This is a genomic window from Candidatus Pseudothioglobus sp. Uisw_016, from assembly GCF_048087635.1.
Taxonomy (GTDB): domain Bacteria; phylum Pseudomonadota; class Gammaproteobacteria; order PS1; family Pseudothioglobaceae; genus Pseudothioglobus.
In genome coordinates, this window is the sequence record NZ_CP159806.1 from 595,194 (window position 1) to 610,725 (window position 15,532).

At 36.5% G+C, this 15,532-nt stretch carries 15 protein-coding genes; 6 read left to right on the plus strand and 9 right to left on the minus strand.

Going from position 1 to position 15,532, the window contains the following annotated elements; translation table 11 throughout:
• Positions 1-14: 14 nt before the first annotated feature.
• The 3 genes from ABXT69_RS02930 to ABXT69_RS02940 are packed head-to-tail and all read right to left on the minus strand — an operon-like array spanning position 15 to position 3,537.
• Positions 15-1,556 carry a sugar ABC transporter ATP-binding protein gene (locus ABXT69_RS02930; RefSeq protein ID WP_416679055.1) on the minus strand — a complete coding sequence of 514 codons (1,542 nt, stop codon included), beginning with the start codon at positions 1,554-1,556 and terminating at the stop codon, positions 15-17.
• Between the two features lie 32 nt (positions 1,557-1,588).
• The gene (torT, locus tag ABXT69_RS02935; protein WP_416679057.1) at positions 1,589-2,833 is read right to left on the minus strand and encodes a TMAO reductase system periplasmic protein TorT; all 1,245 of its coding nucleotides are present in this window, start codon (positions 2,831-2,833) and stop codon (positions 1,589-1,591) included.
• Positions 2,834-2,844: 11 nt separating this feature from the next.
• Entirely contained in the window at positions 2,845-3,537 is a 693-nt protein-coding gene (locus tag ABXT69_RS02940) for a response regulator (protein ID WP_416679059.1), read from the minus strand.
• A gap of 298 nt (positions 3,538-3,835) precedes the next feature.
• Here ABXT69_RS02940 and ABXT69_RS02945 point away from each other — a divergent pair, with 298 nt between their 5' ends.
• The 6 genes from ABXT69_RS02945 to ABXT69_RS02970 all read left to right on the plus strand — a co-directional run bounded on the left by ABXT69_RS02945 (position 3,836) and on the right by ABXT69_RS02970 (position 11,146).
• Positions 3,836-5,008 carry an ABC transporter substrate-binding protein gene (locus ABXT69_RS02945; protein WP_271556572.1) on the plus strand — a complete coding sequence of 391 codons (1,173 nt, stop codon included), beginning with the start codon at positions 3,836-3,838 and terminating at the stop codon, positions 5,006-5,008.
• Between the two features lie 149 nt (positions 5,009-5,157).
• Positions 5,158-5,865: a bacteriorhodopsin gene (locus tag ABXT69_RS02950; RefSeq protein ID WP_271556574.1), complete on the plus strand. Its 708-nt coding sequence runs from the start codon at positions 5,158-5,160 to the stop codon at positions 5,863-5,865.
• A 43-nt stretch (positions 5,866-5,908) separates the two neighbouring features.
• Positions 5,909-7,903, plus strand: coding sequence for a flotillin domain-containing protein (locus ABXT69_RS02955; RefSeq protein ID WP_271556576.1), 1,995 nt, complete (start codon positions 5,909-5,911; stop codon positions 7,901-7,903).
• Between the two features lie 41 nt (positions 7,904-7,944).
• Complete coding sequence (locus ABXT69_RS02960) at positions 7,945-10,323, plus strand: N,N-dimethylformamidase beta subunit family domain-containing protein (protein WP_416679061.1); 2,379 nt, start codon at positions 7,945-7,947, stop codon at positions 10,321-10,323.
• Positions 10,324-10,349: 26 nt separating this feature from the next.
• Entirely contained in the window at positions 10,350-10,718 is a 369-nt protein-coding gene (locus tag ABXT69_RS02965) for a hypothetical protein (RefSeq protein ID WP_271541123.1), read from the plus strand.
• A gap of 20 nt (positions 10,719-10,738) precedes the next feature.
• On the plus strand, positions 10,739-11,146 hold the full coding sequence (locus ABXT69_RS02970; protein WP_271541124.1) for an inner-membrane translocator: 408 nt from the start codon (positions 10,739-10,741) through the stop codon (positions 11,144-11,146).
• A gap of 157 nt (positions 11,147-11,303) precedes the next feature.
• On the opposite strand, the gene ABXT69_RS02975 is transcribed toward ABXT69_RS02970, so the two are convergent.
• Genes ABXT69_RS02975 through glp form a run of 6 tightly spaced genes read right to left on the minus strand, consistent with a single transcriptional unit; the run spans position 11,304 to position 15,502 of the window.
• The gene (locus ABXT69_RS02975; protein WP_416679063.1) at positions 11,304-11,990 is read right to left on the minus strand and encodes a heparan-alpha-glucosaminide N-acetyltransferase; all 687 of its coding nucleotides are present in this window, start codon (positions 11,988-11,990) and stop codon (positions 11,304-11,306) included.
• 9 nt (positions 11,991-11,999) lie between these two features.
• Positions 12,000-12,530, minus strand: a complete 531-nt coding sequence (mog, locus tag ABXT69_RS02980; RefSeq protein WP_416653027.1) for a molybdopterin adenylyltransferase — start codon at positions 12,528-12,530, stop codon at positions 12,000-12,002.
• An 8-nt stretch (positions 12,531-12,538) separates the two neighbouring features.
• Positions 12,539-12,775, minus strand: coding sequence for a MoaD/ThiS family protein (locus tag ABXT69_RS02985; RefSeq protein WP_416653028.1), 237 nt, complete (start codon positions 12,773-12,775; stop codon positions 12,539-12,541).
• Positions 12,772-13,767 (minus strand): GTP 3',8-cyclase MoaA, encoded by a 996-nt coding sequence (moaA, locus tag ABXT69_RS02990; RefSeq protein WP_416679065.1) that lies wholly within the window; start codon positions 13,765-13,767, stop codon positions 12,772-12,774. Before moaA ends, ABXT69_RS02985 begins: the two co-directional genes overlap by 4 nt.
• A complete protein-coding gene (moaC, locus tag ABXT69_RS02995) occupies positions 13,764-14,243 on the minus strand; it encodes a cyclic pyranopterin monophosphate synthase MoaC (protein ID WP_416679067.1) in 480 nt (159 codons plus the stop codon). The genes moaA and moaC overlap by 4 nt, the downstream gene beginning before the upstream one ends.
• On the minus strand, positions 14,240-15,502 hold the full coding sequence (glp, locus tag ABXT69_RS03000) for a gephyrin-like molybdotransferase Glp (RefSeq protein ID WP_416679069.1): 1,263 nt from the start codon (positions 15,500-15,502) through the stop codon (positions 14,240-14,242). Before glp ends, moaC begins: the two co-directional genes overlap by 4 nt.
• Between the last annotated feature and the right edge of the window lie 30 nt (positions 15,503-15,532).

The following is a 15,532-nucleotide window of genomic DNA, read 5'->3' on the forward strand; positions in this document are numbered from 1 at the left end:
TTTATTTTTAAAAGTTAGACTTTGATTTTAGTTTCTCTAGATTTCAAAAAATATTTTTGGATTAGAAGTTCGCTTGACTCTTCAGAGTTTATTTCAGCACTTAAGCTGCCTTCATTAATAATATAGATTCTATGAGATAAGTTAACTAGTTCGGTTAAATCAGAAGAGATCATGAGAACTGCTCCTCCTGCATCACAAAAGTTGCTTATCAGTTCATAAATTGACACGCGAGTACCAATATCTACTCCTATTGTTGGTTCATCAAGAATAAATAATTGAACGTCTCGAGCAAAACTTTTAGCAAGCATTACTTTTTGTTGAGTACCACCAGATAGCTGCTCTATTTTATTTTCAATACCCTTATTGAAGTTTAATCGTTGTCCAATCTTTTCAACAATATCTTTTTCGTTTTTTCTATTTACCATGAAGCCAGTTGAAAATTTTGGAAGCCCTAGTGATGGTAAAGAAATATTTTCTCTGATGTTGTGTTCCATTACAAGTCCTTCAGCCCTTCTATCAGAGGGTACATAAAGCATTCCTCTATCAAGCATTGCTCTTGGACTAATGTCATTGATATTTTTAGAACTGTCATATACAACATCATCTAAGTAAGTTATGTTGCCTGAATTAATTTTATTAATACCAAAGCATGCTCGACCAATTGCAGATTTTCCTGATCCAGCAAGTCCTGCAAGTCCAACTACCTCTCCAGCCCTTACATTGATTGATACATCCTTTAAGAAACTATCTGGAATGCTTAGGTTTTTTACATCTAATAGCGTCCTGCCAGGATGGCTTTTTATCTCAGGAAAAAAGTTTTTGATTTTTCGGCCAGTAGCAAGCTCAATTAATTTTTGCTCATCAATTTTAGAGACCTTATCAGTCTCAACTACTTTACCATCTTGAAGAATTGTTACGCGATTACATATTGTATAAATTTCTTTCATTCGGTGAGTGATATAAATTACACCAATGCCTTCTTCTTTTAAAATTTTAATCATTGAAAAAAGATGGTTTGTTTCATTTTCCGCTAAAGAAGCAGTTGGCTCATCAAGAATCATTATTGAGGGCCTTGTGTGGAATGCTTTTGCAATCTCAACCATTCTTTTTTCGGCGTGAGATAAGTTAATTATTTTTTCTTCAGGTTTAATAGAGAACTCGAGTCTATCCATGGTCTCACAAGCCATTTTATGCAATTTTTTCTTGTTAAGAAATAGCCCTTTTGAAACATTAGAGCCTAGAAATAAATTTTCTTCAACAGTGAGTTGAGGAACTAATGAGAACTCTTGAAACACTGCACTAATTCCAAGCTCTCTCGCATTATGGACAGAATGAATTTTTAATTCTTCATTGTTTAAAATAATTTTTCCACTTGTAGGCTGTAAATCACCAGTAATAATTTTAATTAAAGTAGACTTTCCAGCTCCATTTGGACCAAAGATAGCATGAGCTTCACCAGGGTACAAATCAAAATTGACTTCATCCAATACAGAAGTTTCAAAAAATTGTTTTGATATATTATTAAGCTTTAATAGAGGTATTGATGATTGATTCATAATTTAGTTTTTTTAATTACTAAGATTATCTTTTAGTTTACTGAAAAAACAGGAGACCATCCCTTAGGGGCTAGTGTTGTTGAGGAGTCAAACTTATTAAAATTTTTAGGTGTTACAATTAATATTGGTTGCTGTATGTGCTCTGTAATTCGACCCGTATTATATTCTGGGCGGCCTCCTGTTGCCATTTCAATTCCCCCTAATAGCCTTACTGCCTGGTCAACAGCAATTCTGGCTTGAGAAATCATTTGATCTGATGGCGCCATTGAAATTAACCCTCGTTTTATAAAAAGATCAATACCAGGCGTATAGTACGTGGATACTAGTTTAATTTTGTTTTGAAGTTTTCTGGCTCTTAGGGCTCCTGCTGCAGCTTCAATTGTTGTTCCAGTCCCTACAATGTATTTAAATTCTGGCTCAGGACCTGAAGCTAAGTTCTGAAGGGTCTCTTCAACCAACTGCAATTGGATTGATTTCCCTGTATCCCCCCAATTTGTTTCAAGTATTTTAATTTTAGATCCATTTAAAGCTTTTAAACAGCCTACGTTTGAGGCAATAGACCATCCTGCTCCAGGCGGTCCAGGGAACCAAACTATGTTGGTTTCATTCGGATTATCTATTTCTTGATCTAAAACCCATTTGCATGAGGTATAACCCATATCGATAAAACTTTGTAAAGAGTTGGCATCAACAGCTGTATTTATTCCGGTAACAAGAACAACAACAGGAATTCCTTTTTCTCTTATTATTTCTATCTGTTTAGCGTTACCATTGCTTGAGATTGGTCCAATAATTAAAGCCTCTCCTCCATTAGTAATACAATCATCGACTTGATTTAGTTGTGCGTCTAGATTGGTATATCCACCGGCTTCAAACAATGTGATTTTTTGACCTAGACGACGACCTTCAGTAATAATCCCATAGGCTACTCCAACCCAATAAGAGTCTTTAAGGTGAGGGAATGAAACACATATGTGATGTTTATTATTAACTTGGTTTGGTTTTAAAGGAGCATAAATTTGAAGGGGAAGCGTTTCTAGAGAGTTTCTTTTATCTGTCCAGCAATCAACGTCACCGTCTGTACAAGAATAATTGAATACGTTTACACTTTGAGACCAATAACCACCTTCATTGGCCTGAGTGGGCGAAATATAACTTATTAAGAAAAATAAAAAAAATAAAGACGCGCAAGGAAGCCTTGAATATTTTATGAATATATTTTTAAAATACTCTACTAAAAAGAAAATATAGTTATCATTTTTAAAAATAGAACTCAATAAACCTCCCTCTAGGTAATTAACTCCGAAACTTTTTGGATATTGGAATATTTAGCAACTGCTTCAGTTCTATTTTTAACATTGAGTTTTTTAAATATTGCTGATACGTGCATTTTAATTGTTGGAATAGTAAGACCCAATTCAGTTGCAATAGACTGGTTTGAGTTGCCAACCTTTAAAAGACTAAAGACTTCTTCTTGTCTCTTTGATAGGATGCCGGACTTTTTAATAATATTTGATACTGGTTGGGAGACATCATTCTTAATGTCAATTCTTGATTGCAAGACATGCGGAGGAATGTAAACACCACCAGCCAAGATAAGCTTAATAGCGCTAATAGTAATTTCTGGTAGGGAAGTTTTTGGTATGTAACCTGATGCTCCAGAAGAGATGGCCATATGGATGGAATCAAAATCTTCTTTAACTGAAACAATAACTATTGGGACGCCAGGATGCAAATTGATAATATTGAGGATGCTTTTTTCTCCATCCATTCCAGGCATCATAAGATCTAGAAGCAATAAATCAATAGAAGGCTTTTCTGAGAGAATTTTTATTGTTTCCTCAAAGCTATTAGTTTGAAATATATCTGAATTTGGTACAGCCATTTTTACAACTAATTCTAGCCCACCTCTGACTAATGCATGGTCATCCGCAATAACGATTTGATGACGAATTGAATTATCTTGAACTTGATTTTGCATATTTTTTTATTCTCTTAGTAATTGAATTTTAAAGCTTTAATGAGAATTTCTCATTAATTGTACATTATTTTACTGGTTAATAAGAATGCAGGGCTGCATACTTTAATCTCATATACATACTAATGTAATGTAATAAATAAAATATACATACTTTTGTTGACTAATATATACAATATGCTATACTCACATATACTTTAGACTATGTAAATTTGCTTTAAAAGCGTACCTAGCTTATAAATCAAAGTTTTTTAAAGTACACAAAACAAGTAATGATACTTGTCAAAAAAAGGAGATAAAAATGCAAAAATTTATAAAATTTACTTTAGCATGTTTTTTATCATTAGGATTTTCAACAATGACTCTTGCTGGTCTAGATGAAATTCCAAAAAGTATTACTGATTCAGTGTATAACCCAGATCTAATGGATTCAATGCAGCCATTAGGTGAGAGTGCTTTTAGGGAATGGAAGAGTGACCGCTCTCCACCTTGGACAGTAGGTTATGCAAGTACTTATGCTGGAAATACTTGGCGTAAAGGCGCAATGGACCGGTTATTGAATGAGATCAAGCCAAAATGGCAAGAGCTCGGACTACTTAATGATATTGTTGTTACACAGTCAAATCTTAAAGATGCTTTACAAATCCAGCAGATTAGACAGCTAGTTGATCAGGGCGTAGATGCAATTATTATTTGTTGCTCGAACCCGACAGCTCTTAATCAAGCTATTCAGTATGCATTTGATAGAGGCGTTCCCGTCTTTTCATTTACTGGATATACAACATCGCCACTTTCAGTCAGTTCATCAGTTAACTATCATCAGGCAGGATTTGATGTTGGTACATGGATGGCCGAAGAGATTGGTGGCAAGGGTAATGTTCTTGTAGTAGAGGGTATTCCTGGCTATTCTGCTTCTGATTCTCAGAACCGTGGAGTTTTGGATGGTTTGTCTCAATATCCTGGAATTAAGGTTACTGGACAGATTGCCCATATGTGGACATCACAAGTTGGTCAAGCAGAAACACAAAAATGGTTAGCAACTCATCCTGGTCAGCTTGACGGAATGGCAGTTCAGTCTTCTGGTGAAACAGGAGTATTAGCTGCACTTCAGCAATCAGGTCGTGAGATGGTTCCATTATCAATTGGTGGTGAGTTAGGTGCTTTATGTTACTGGCGTAATAATCCAGATTACATAAGTGCGGCAATTCAAACATGGCCTCCGGGTGATGATGTTGAGCTTGGCTGGAACATCATGATGCGCACATTGCAAGGTCAAGGTCCTAAGATTCAATCAATTTTAGTACCACCTCGCAAAATTACTTACTCTGATGTTGAGGCAATGATGGGTACTGATTGTGATAGAGGTTCTACTGGTTGGTACAACCCAGGGATAGATATTTGGGGTGGTAAAGACTATCTTGATAATTTCTTCCTGAGACCTGCGGATCCAGAGGCATACGATCCAAATTCATAAGTAAATAAACTTCATAAAGCCCAGAAACTTTTTTCTGGGCCTTATGGATTTTAAGCTCGACATTTAGTTTTTAGAGTTATTAAAAATATTTTTTAAAATGAATTAAAGATTGAAGTAATAAAAATAGAATTTAAAACCAAGGATATTTTATGAACAGCACATTATTACCAACAGACATTGTAGGAGGTACTTTTTGGCTCCTATCTATGGCAATGTTTGGTGCATCTATTTTCTTTCTTCTTGAAAGAACAAAGGTTGCTACTAAGTGGCATACAACTATGACATTACTAGGTGTGGTAATGCTGGTTTCAGCAGTCTTCTACCACTATATTAAAACAATGTGGGTGGACACTGGTTCAGCACCAATTATTCTACGATATTTAGACTGGATACTCACACATACGATGCAAATTGTATTGTTTTATGTCATCTTGTCTGCAGTTACAAAAGTTTCATCAGCTTTGTTTTGGAGATTATTAATTGGATCATTAGTAATGGTGATTGGCGAATTTCTAGGGGCGGCTGGTTATATGAGCGCTACGTTAGGATTTATTATAGGAGTTGTGGGTTGGCTTTATATTCTCGGTGAACTTTATATGGGAGAAGCAGGACGTGCAAATTTAGAGAGTGGTAATGAAGCCACACATATGGCATTTAATGGCCTCAGATTAATTTTAACTATTGGATGGGCAATTTACCCACTTGGTTATTTTATAAACAATCTTGGGGGCGGTATTGATGTGAATAGCTTAAATATTGTTTATAACTTAAGTGATTTTTTAAATAAAGTAATTTTTGGATTCGTAATTTATAAAGCTGCAATGAATGATACTCAGCTAGTAAATGAAAGCAATTAACTATGAAAAATAATACATACAAATTTTATAAGGAGAAATTATTATGACTGGTGCAGATATTATTGCAGCCATTATTCTTACGGCATTAGCAATTGCAATTTTTGTATATTTGCTGCATTGGCTTTATCGCAGATCATCCAAAGAGGTTTCTTTTGTGAGAACTGGACTTAGAGGTGAAAAGGTTATATTAAGTGGGGGAGCATTTGTATTGCCAATAATTCACAATATAACTTCTGTTGGAATGCGAACATTGCGTATAGAAGTTAAGCGTGGTGGTGATAAATCATTTATTACTAAAAATAGAATGCGAGTTGAAATAATTGCAGAATTCTATGTACGCGTAACTCCATCAAAGGAGGCAGTATCAATTGCAGCGGGTACTTTAGGTAAGCGAACAATGGAGCCTGAAAGTTTAAGAGAATTAGTCCAAGGTAGATTTGTAGACGCACTAGGTATTGTTGCAGCACAAATGACAATGGAAGAAATACAGGAGAAGAGGGGCGAATATATAAAGGAAGTAAAGGTTATTGTTGCTGAATCTTTAAGTGCGACAGGACTAGAGCTTGAAGCCGTTTCTCTAACTAGTTTAGATCAAGCTGGACTAGAGGTATTTAACCCATCTAACGCGTTCGACGCGGAAGGTCTTACTCAGCTTACAGAGCAAATTGAAGCAGGAAAGAAAAAGCGTAATGATATTGAGCAAGATACAACAATAAGAATTAGAGCAAAAAATCTGGAAGCCGAGCAGAAAGCTCTGGAAATTGATCAACAAAGAGAGTTTTCAAGGTTATCACAGGAGCGTGAAATTGCCAAACAGCGAGATAGAGAGCGTACTGATATGGCTATTGAAACCTCAACACAGCAGCGCTTAGCTGAAGAATCCAGAATCCAGTCTGAAGAGGATATTGAAAAAGCACGTATTCAACAACAAGATACAATTGAAGTTGAGCGTTCATTGAGGGAGCATGAGTTAACACTTCAGATTGAAGAGCGAAAAAGATTAAGAAACGAAATTGAAAGACAAACTGAAACTGACATTAAGCAAAAAAATCTTGAGGCTGAAATTAGAGCATTAGATATTCAAAAAGAAAATGAGTTTGCAAGACTTCAACAGGAAGAAGATATTGCTTCTCAAAGAGCAAAACAGAAAACTGAAGTTCTTAAAGTTGAGTCTGAGCAATATATAGAATCTGAACAGGCCCAAATAAAAGCAAATGAAGAAGTTAAAAAGATGGAAATAGATCAAAAGAGATCTCTTGAAATCTCTCGAATTAATAATGATCAATTGTCTCAAGCTTCTGAAATACAAAAGAGAAAAAATCTTGAGATTGAAGAGAAAGATCGTGAGCTTGAAATTATAGCCAAAACTGTAGAAGTATTAAAGGCAGTAGAAAATAAAGAACATATTAGGGCTCAAGTTGTTGTCGCAGAGGAGCAGGTTCAATCAGCACAGGAGGTTGAAGTTGCAGAGCGACAAAAGAAGCTTCAGATAATTAATGCTGAAAAAGAGGGTGAGAGTGAAGCAATACAAATTACCACCCTTGCTAGAGCTGAAAAAGAAGCAGCACAGGAGCAAGAGCAAACTGATAAATATGCTTCTCTTGCAAGTAAGCTTCGATATGAAGTAGATGCAGCAGGAAATTTGATGCTAAATGAGGCTGAAAATGCTCGAAGTGATGAAAGTCGTCAAAGCGATCTAAGAATGGAGATTGCTAAGAATCTTGACTCAATTATTCGTGAAGCTGTTAAGCCAATGGAAAATATTGATGACATAAAAATTTATGAACTTAATGGAATGCCTGGCTTCAATTCAAATAGTTCCAATGGAGATTTTGTTGGACCAGTAAATGGAGGCGGAAATTTTTCTGAAAATGTAGTAAATTCAGCATTACGTTATCGCGCACAGGCTCCTTTTGTTGACAATCTTCTTGATGAAATTGGAATGTCATCTAAAGAGATAAGCAATATTAAAAACATTCTTGGGGATTATAAGAAGGATGAAAAAAAAGGCGACGATATAGAAGGCGATAAAGCCTAAAAAAGTTTAACTTTAAATTAATAAAAAATTAAGGAAATATTATGTTGAGAATTACTGGTTATAGCGACAAATACTCTGTTTGTCCTGGAGATAACATACAATTTTATATTAACTCTGAAGATAGTGAAGTTTACGAAACACAAATAGTCCGATTAATACATGGTGATACTAACCCTGACGGTCCTGGATACAAAGAAGAAGAAATTCAGGCTGAGTGTAATAAAAATTATCCAGGAAAAAATCAAAAAATACATGGCGGCTCTTATGTGATCGTCCCTCAAGATGAGCGTCTTAATTTAGAAAGCTTTACACTTCAGTGTTATATATTTCCAACAACACCTGTTGTTGGCCTTGGTACTCCACAAAAAGGACGCCAGGGCGTTTTAACTAAATGGGTTGAAGAAACTAAAAGTGGCTATGGTTTGTTCATAGATGAGCATAATTGTTTGTCTGTCGAAATAGGCGATGGCAGTGGCCAGATTATGAAGCTTTCAAGTGATAAAAAACTTTTAAGGAAGGTTTGGTATCTTGCAGCAGTTAGTTATGATGCGCGCACAGGTAAAGTTACGTTATTTCAAGAACCTGTTGTAACATCAACTAATGGCGGATTAGGCCAAGGCTTATTAAATCCAGCAGAAGAAACTACTGCTGTGGTGGAGTCTATTAATAGTATAAAGCCAGGTATCAATGATGCCCCTTTTCTAATGGCAGCAAGTACAAAATATCAGAGGTCAGGAAGACATATTTCTGGAGGACATTTTAAAGAGGTATTGGAGCCTATAGAATTGCCAGAGCAAGTTCATACATATAACGGAAAAATAGATCGTCCAAGACTCTCAAGGAGAGCTTTAACTAGGTCTGAAATAGAATCTTTGGCACGTGGTTACCAGGGTTGTAAGGCAGAATTACGTAACGATGTGGTTGGAGCTTGGGATTTTCATGCGAATATAACTACAAACATCGCCTCAACTTGCATAATTGATACGTCACCTTCTATGTTAAATGGTGTCATTATTAATATGCCTGTTAGGGCTATGACAGGTTTTAACTGGACTGGAGATGAAATTGTTTATCATCATAAGCCTGAAGAGTATGGTGCAATTCATTTTCATGACGATGATATAGATGACGCACGTTGGGAAGTTGATTTTGAACTTAAAATTCCTGATGGCTTAAAAAGTGGTATTTATGCTGCTCGCTTAAGGATTGGTGGTGAAGACTCTCCAGAAACAGAAGATTATATTCCTTTTGTTGTTCGTCCTCCAAAAGGTAAAACTACTTCAAAATTGGCTTTTATTTTGCCTACAAATTCATATTTAGCATATTCAAATGATAATCTTTGTACCAACTGTGTTGTGGCTGAGTTATTAGCTGGAAAGGTTCCTGTAATGACTGCAGCTGATCTATATTTAAATGAGCATAGAGAATACGGACTTTCTACTTATTCACTTCATTCAGATGGAAGTGGCGTTTGCTACTCATCAAGACTTAGACCAATTTTAAATATGCGCCCTAAATATCGTCATTGGCTCTCTCCATCTTTATGGCAGCTTAATGGTGATCTTCATCTTGTTGACTGGCTTGAAGAAAAAAACTTTGATTTTGATATTCATACTGATGAAGACCTTCATAGAGAAGGAGTTGGGTTATTAAATAAATATCAAACTGTACTCACTGGAAGTCATCCAGAATATACTTCAGAAAAAATGTTTTCTGCTTATGAAAAATATCAACAAGATGGCGGTCGATGGATTTATTTAGGTGCAAATGGTTTCTACTGGTGTAGTGAGTATCATCCTGATAATTCTAATATTATTGAAGTTCGTAAAGGAGAGGCTGGAACTAGAGCTTGGACAGCAAATCCTGGGGAATATAATAATGCTTTTGATGGAAAATATGGAGGCATGTGGCGCGCTCGAGGAAGAATTCCAAGTAAGCTTTGTGGACTCACTTTTACGGCTTATGGTTTTGATGTTTCATCCTACTATGTTAGAGACAAGGATAGTGAAAGACCAGAGACAGCTTGGATAATGGAAGGGGTAGGGAATGGTGAAAAAATCGGTGATTTTGGGCTTGTTGGCGGTGGGGCTGCAGGTGTAGAGTTGGATCGGTATGACATTGAATTCGGAACTCCACATGATTCATATTTATTAGCGCATTCAGTTGGACATACCAATTTAATGTTGCAAGTTAATGAAGAGATTCACTTTTCTGTTCGTGGGTATCACGGAAGTGGTACTGAGAATCCAATGGTTCGAGCTGATATGGTGTTTTATAAAACACCAAATGATGGTGGAGTTTTTGCTCCAGGATCTTTGTCGTGGTGTGGAAGTCTTTCGCATAACAATTACAATAATAATGTTTCTCGTATTACAGAAAATGCAATAAGAGGATTTTTAAAAGATGGACCTTTGCCTTAATAATATAGATAAGGAGTTATATTAAAATGATTACTAATAAACACCCTAATATGATGGATCCACCAGTTGGTAAGTCAGTTGTTGGAACAAGCACTGAGCCTCTTAATGAATTAGAGAAAAGAGTAATTAGCCCTCTAGATGAGGATAAAGTTAATGATTTGTCAGAATATTTATTTACACTTAATAATAGACACATTGGGCCAATTGCAGGTGCTTATGTTGCAGTTTGCATTGTTGAAGGAAAAGAGTGGTGTGTTGGCCAGTTGAATGCAGATCGAGCAAAGCCATTAATACTTTTTGAAGATAAGATCTTTAACACCCCTGAAGGCGCCCAAATTGAGGCAGGACGATTAAAAGAGGAGCGAGGAGAGTCAGTGCCTTGTCGCAACCATTAATTACAAAATAGGAATATATTATGACAAATAAAGAAAAAGGTGTAATTGCAAACGAATCTTATGCTGAGACAGATGATTATATTACGAGGACTTATGTAATGCCTCTTTTGTTTGATGATGAATCACGCAGAAAATTGATTTCAGAGCACAGAAATAGTCCTGTTGGAACTGCTCCATCAAATGGAAGGGCCGCGATCGAACATAGTCATGACCTTAGAAAAGTTCTTGATAAATTACGAAGAGCGCCAATGGCTGGCAAATATGTTACTGTTTGTATTCGTATGTTTGAAAAATATAAGATAGGAATTGTTTCAGGAATTCGTGGTGTTCCAGTTGATATACAAGAAGAAATATATTCTTCGGAAGAAGCCTGTGAGCATGCAATTTTTTTAAAAAGAATTGCTAATTTAATGAATCACTACGGTTAGGTTTTGGTTTCTTGTAATCGTCTCTCTTTTTAATATACTATTTTTAATTACAGTAATGATCTTACTGAATAGTCGCTTTCTCCTGCAGAAATATTAACTACGATTACAAGAATCACCAATTCAAAGCTTCAATCAAGCTAGAGTATTACAAAGCCAATCAATTCAATAGGTTGTATGCCAAGCTCACAACACTAAACAACACTAACTGATGAGTCAGATAGATAATTAGAGCATGCTTTCCGATTACTTCAAGCCAATTTAATCGAAAAATAAATATTTTCTGATAATAGGGATTGTGCCCTAGATAAATTCCAATAAAGACAAAAGATAGCCACGGGAATAGAGGGTAATAATCAACACTTCCAAACGGTAAGTAAGGTTCAAGGAAATATGAAATAAAACTAAGGTTAGGTTGATCAAAAATCGCACCAATAAGAATTAATGCAGCAATTAGCAAGGAGGTCTTAGGAAGATTTACAAAAGAAATTGCTATGATAGTAGAAAACCAAATTAAATGAAGGATTCCAAAATAGACCCATCCATCAGGAAACATTACATAAGTTCCAGCTGAAACAAAAAGAGCAGCAATTCCTAAATATAATAAGCGTTTAAGGAATTTTTTAAATTTAATGCCTTTGCTATGAGCAATAACCAAGCTAATTCCAACAGCGCTCAAGAAAAGAAAAACAATTAAGCAGCGCCATGCTATCCCAGCCCAATGAGTAAATAATGGAATATCAGAAAAGCCAAAAGAATTGAGATCATAGATAAAGTGAAAGGCAATCATCATAATGATTGCAATGCCGCGCATTAAATCAAGTGCTGAATCTCTTGTATTGATCATCAAATAAATTTACTCAAACACTTGAGAGACATAATTTTTATCGATTGTTATGACGGACTCATCAAGAAGCTCAAGACATTTCGGTACAGCTAAAAAAACTGCTCCAAGACATACAGAAATTGCGACTGGCTTGCCAGGAAGATTGATAATTAAGCTATTACCTCGAGTACCTGCGATTTGCCGTGAAAGAATTGCTGTAGGAACGGTCCTAAGTGAAACAATCCTCATTTGCTCTGCAAATCCATCAAAGATTCTTTCACAAACTTCTTTAGTAGCCTCGGGCGTTACGTCTCGAGTAGTTGGACCAGTTCCACCTGTTGTAAGAATTAAATTACAACCAAGACTGTCACTCATCTCTTTGAGAGTTTTCTCTATTAAAGGCTGCTCATCTTCAATTATTTTTGAAACTACCTCATATGGGCTAGTTACTGCTTTTGATATCCATTCCTGCATGGCAGGTCCACTAATATCTTCATAGATTCCACGTGCAGCTCTATCAGAAATAGTAAGGAATCCAATTTTAATTTTAGAATCGGTCATATAATCTTCTAGCCTCCAGTAACGGGCGGGAAAAAAGCCACCTCATCATCTTCTTTAACAATGGTATCTGACGCCGCCATTTCTTGATTAACAGCGCACAAAATGTTATTTGGAAAGTGTTCACTCCCGTGTTTTTCAATAAGTTTTTGTTTGATAAAAGATATTGAAACTGGCGCGTCAAAGTTCATCAAGTCATGACTTGTCTTTAAGTTTTCTTTTAGAGAAGCAAAGTAGATAATTTTCATCCACCAATCTCCACCATTTGACTACTACTAATATTATCAATTACGGAGTCAAAGAAATGTTTTTCTGGTTTTTTTGTTATGGCGTCAACGATTAATTGCTTAATTTCTGTATCAGTCATTCCTGATCTTAGGGCATCACGAAGTGATACTGAGTCTTTTTGACCAAGGCATAAAATTAGCTCACCTTTAGCCGTTAATCTGACGCGGTTGCAGCTACTACAGAAATTATTAGATACAGCTGATATTGTAGCTACACTGGTGTTGGTGCCTTTAATATGAAGAGCTTTCGCTGGTCCATCAGTTTGCTGGGCTTGCTTGGATTTAAGCTTACTTCCAAACCTTTTAAAGACTCTTTCAAGAATATCTTTTTCACTGTAGTGTCTATCGACTGCTTCTATGCCAGCAAGCCCAATAGGCATGGTCTCAATAAAACGAATATCAATTCCTCGGCCAATAGCAAAATCTATCATTGACTCAATTTCATCATCATTAACACCCTTCATGACGACCATATTAAGTTTGATAGGACTCATTCCTGCAGATATCGCCGCGTCAATTCCTTTTATAACTGTTGCCAAGTCACCGTCCCTCGTAATTTCTTTAAAGCGCTCTGGGATAAGAGAGTCAATTGAAATATTGGCTCTATTAACGCCATTAGCCTTTAACTTGGCTGCTAGTGGGGGTAGAAGATGAGCGTTAGTTGAGAGCGGAATATCGTTAAGCCCAGGGATATCTCCAAGCATTTTAGTTAGCTCAAGAATGTCTTTTCGTAGCAGGGGCTCTCCGCCAGTAAGGCGCACCTTTGTAACACCTAGCTCTGAAAATAAACGAACAATTTTTGCAGTCTCCTCAAAAGAGAGGACCTGAGATCTTTTAGTGTGGGTTTGGTGATCCTCATCTCTACAATAATGGCATCTATAATTACAGTGGTCTGTAACTGAGACCCTTAGATAAGTGATTTCTCGATTGTATGGATCAATTAGCTTGTTCATTTTGGTAATATCCAGTGCCCAGACTTGCCGCCTTTCTTTTCTAAAAGCTGGACATTATCAATGAGCATGAAGCGATCAACTGCCTTGCACATATCATAAACGGTAAGAGCAGCAATACTTGCAGCAGTTAGGGCTTCCATTTCAACACCAGTCTTGCCAGTTAGTTTTGCTGTAGCAATAATATCAATGCAGTTATTTTGAGTGTTAGAAGTAAGCTCTACGCTTACTTTAGATAGCATTAATGGATGACAAAGCGGGATTAGATCTGAGCATTTTTTTGCAGCTTGAATCCCGGCAACCCTAGCAACAGCAAGGACATCACCCTTTTTATGGGAGCCAGAGACAATTAAGTCAAGCGTTTCAGCTTTCATTACTACTCGCGCAGAAGCCTTGGCTTCGCGTGCAGTCTCATTCTTATCAGAAACATCTACCATTTGTGCTTCACCATTTGCGTTGATATGGGTTAATTTACTCATCTTGTTAATTCACTCATTGAGTAGTAGTTGAGTATAGTCCCAGTTTCAAAGGTTGTATTTTCAGGTATCTCAATAATTCCATCAGCCCAAACAACTGAGCTCATAACATCTGAACCTTGTTTTGGGAAGAGATTTGCTAAAGGAGTCTCCGTTGAATGGTCAATACGAACGCGCGCATATTCACGCCTAGGCTTAGCACGTTTGCAGTCAAAGTTTGTTTTCACCTTTAAAATTTTAGATTCATAGTTACTGTTTCCTTGCATTTTTTTTATAAATGGCAATGAAAAAATACAAAAAGTTACGAAGCTTGATACTGGGTTTCCTGGCAGCCCAATAAATGGAGTCTGCTTAACTTTACCATAAGCCAAAGGTTTTCCAGGTTTCATTCGAATTTTCCAAAGATTTAACTCTCCAAGTTTTTCAACAGCAGGTTTAACGTGATCTTCTTCGCCTACTGAGACCCCGCCAGTTGTCATAATTAAATCACACTGACTCTCAAGAGCTTCAAGTGCTTCACAGGTTGCATCTAACTTGTCCTCTATATTTCCAAGGTTTATTACATCACATCCAACCTGTTTGAGAAGCGCTACAAGAGCGTAACGATTAGAGTTGTAAATTTTTCCAGGTATCAAAAGGTTTCCAGGCTCAACTAATTCATCACCTGTGAAAAAAACACCTACTTTAATTTTTTTAAAAACGACCAGTTTACCAACACCAACTGAGGCGGCTAAAGAAATATCTTGAGGCTTGATTTGCCTTCCTGAGCTAAGAATAACGTTATCTTTAAGGATGTCGTTCCCAGTGGGGCGAATATTCTCATTTAAATTAATAGCTCTTTTAACTGTGATCTGAGATTTATCCTCAGAGAGAGTACATTCTTCCTGCATTACAACCGTATTAGCTCCATTTGGAATTGGAGCGCCAGTAAATATTCTGGCAGCGTTGCCTATCTTTAAGTCATTTCCAGTTGAGCCTGCAGCAATTCTATCGACAACGTCAAAGCTTAAGTTTTTCTGTGCTACTTGGTTGTCATTAAGTGCAATAGTATAGCCATCCATTGCGCTATTATCAAAACCTGGAACGTTTATTGTTGAATGTATATCGCTTGCTAAAATTCTACCGAGTGAGTCATCCAAAGAAACGGCTTCTGTCGATGCTGTAACACAAGCAGAGTCAATAAGAAAGGACAAAGCATCATCTGCACTCATCAGCGAATCACTAAACATTACTGAGCTTGAGTTAGTGCTTTGACTATTCATTAGGTTCTATGGATTTAATATTCATACGGT

Bases quoted from the DNA above. Each gene is read 5' to 3' on its own strand.
- ABXT69_RS02950 (WP_271556574.1), top strand. From the start codon at position 5,158: ATGAACAGCACATTATTACCAACAGACATTGTAGGAGGTACTTTTTGG.
- ABXT69_RS02945 (WP_271556572.1), top strand. From the start codon at position 3,836: ATGCAAAAATTTATAAAATTTACTTTAGCATGTTTTTTATCATTAGGA.
- ABXT69_RS02970 (WP_271541124.1), top strand. From the start codon at position 10,739: ATGACAAATAAAGAAAAAGGTGTAATTGCAAACGAATCTTATGCTGAG.
- ABXT69_RS02965 (WP_271541123.1), top strand. From the start codon at position 10,350: ATGATTACTAATAAACACCCTAATATGATGGATCCACCAGTTGGTAAG.
- moaC (WP_416679067.1), bottom strand. From the start codon at position 14,243: ATGAGTAAATTAACCCATATCAACGCAAATGGTGAAGCACAAATGGTA.
- glp (WP_416679069.1), bottom strand. From the start codon at position 15,502: ATGAATAGTCAAAGCACTAACTCAAGCTCAGTAATGTTTAGTGATTCG.
- ABXT69_RS02955 (WP_271556576.1), top strand. From the start codon at position 5,909: ATGACTGGTGCAGATATTATTGCAGCCATTATTCTTACGGCATTAGCA.
- mog (WP_416653027.1), bottom strand. From the start codon at position 12,530: ATGACCGATTCTAAAATTAAAATTGGATTCCTTACTATTTCTGATAGA.
- ABXT69_RS02960 (WP_416679061.1), top strand. From the start codon at position 7,945: ATGTTGAGAATTACTGGTTATAGCGACAAATACTCTGTTTGTCCTGGA.
- ABXT69_RS02975 (WP_416679063.1), bottom strand. From the start codon at position 11,990: ATGATCAATACAAGAGATTCAGCACTTGATTTAATGCGCGGCATTGCA.
- moaA (WP_416679065.1), bottom strand. From the start codon at position 13,767: ATGAACAAGCTAATTGATCCATACAATCGAGAAATCACTTATCTAAGG.
- ABXT69_RS02930 (WP_416679055.1), bottom strand. From the start codon at position 1,556: ATGAATCAATCATCAATACCTCTATTAAAGCTTAATAATATATCAAAA.
- ABXT69_RS02985 (WP_416653028.1), bottom strand. From the start codon at position 12,775: ATGAAAATTATCTACTTTGCTTCTCTAAAAGAAAACTTAAAGACAAGT.
- ABXT69_RS02940 (WP_416679059.1), bottom strand. From the start codon at position 3,537: ATGCAAAATCAAGTTCAAGATAATTCAATTCGTCATCAAATCGTTATT.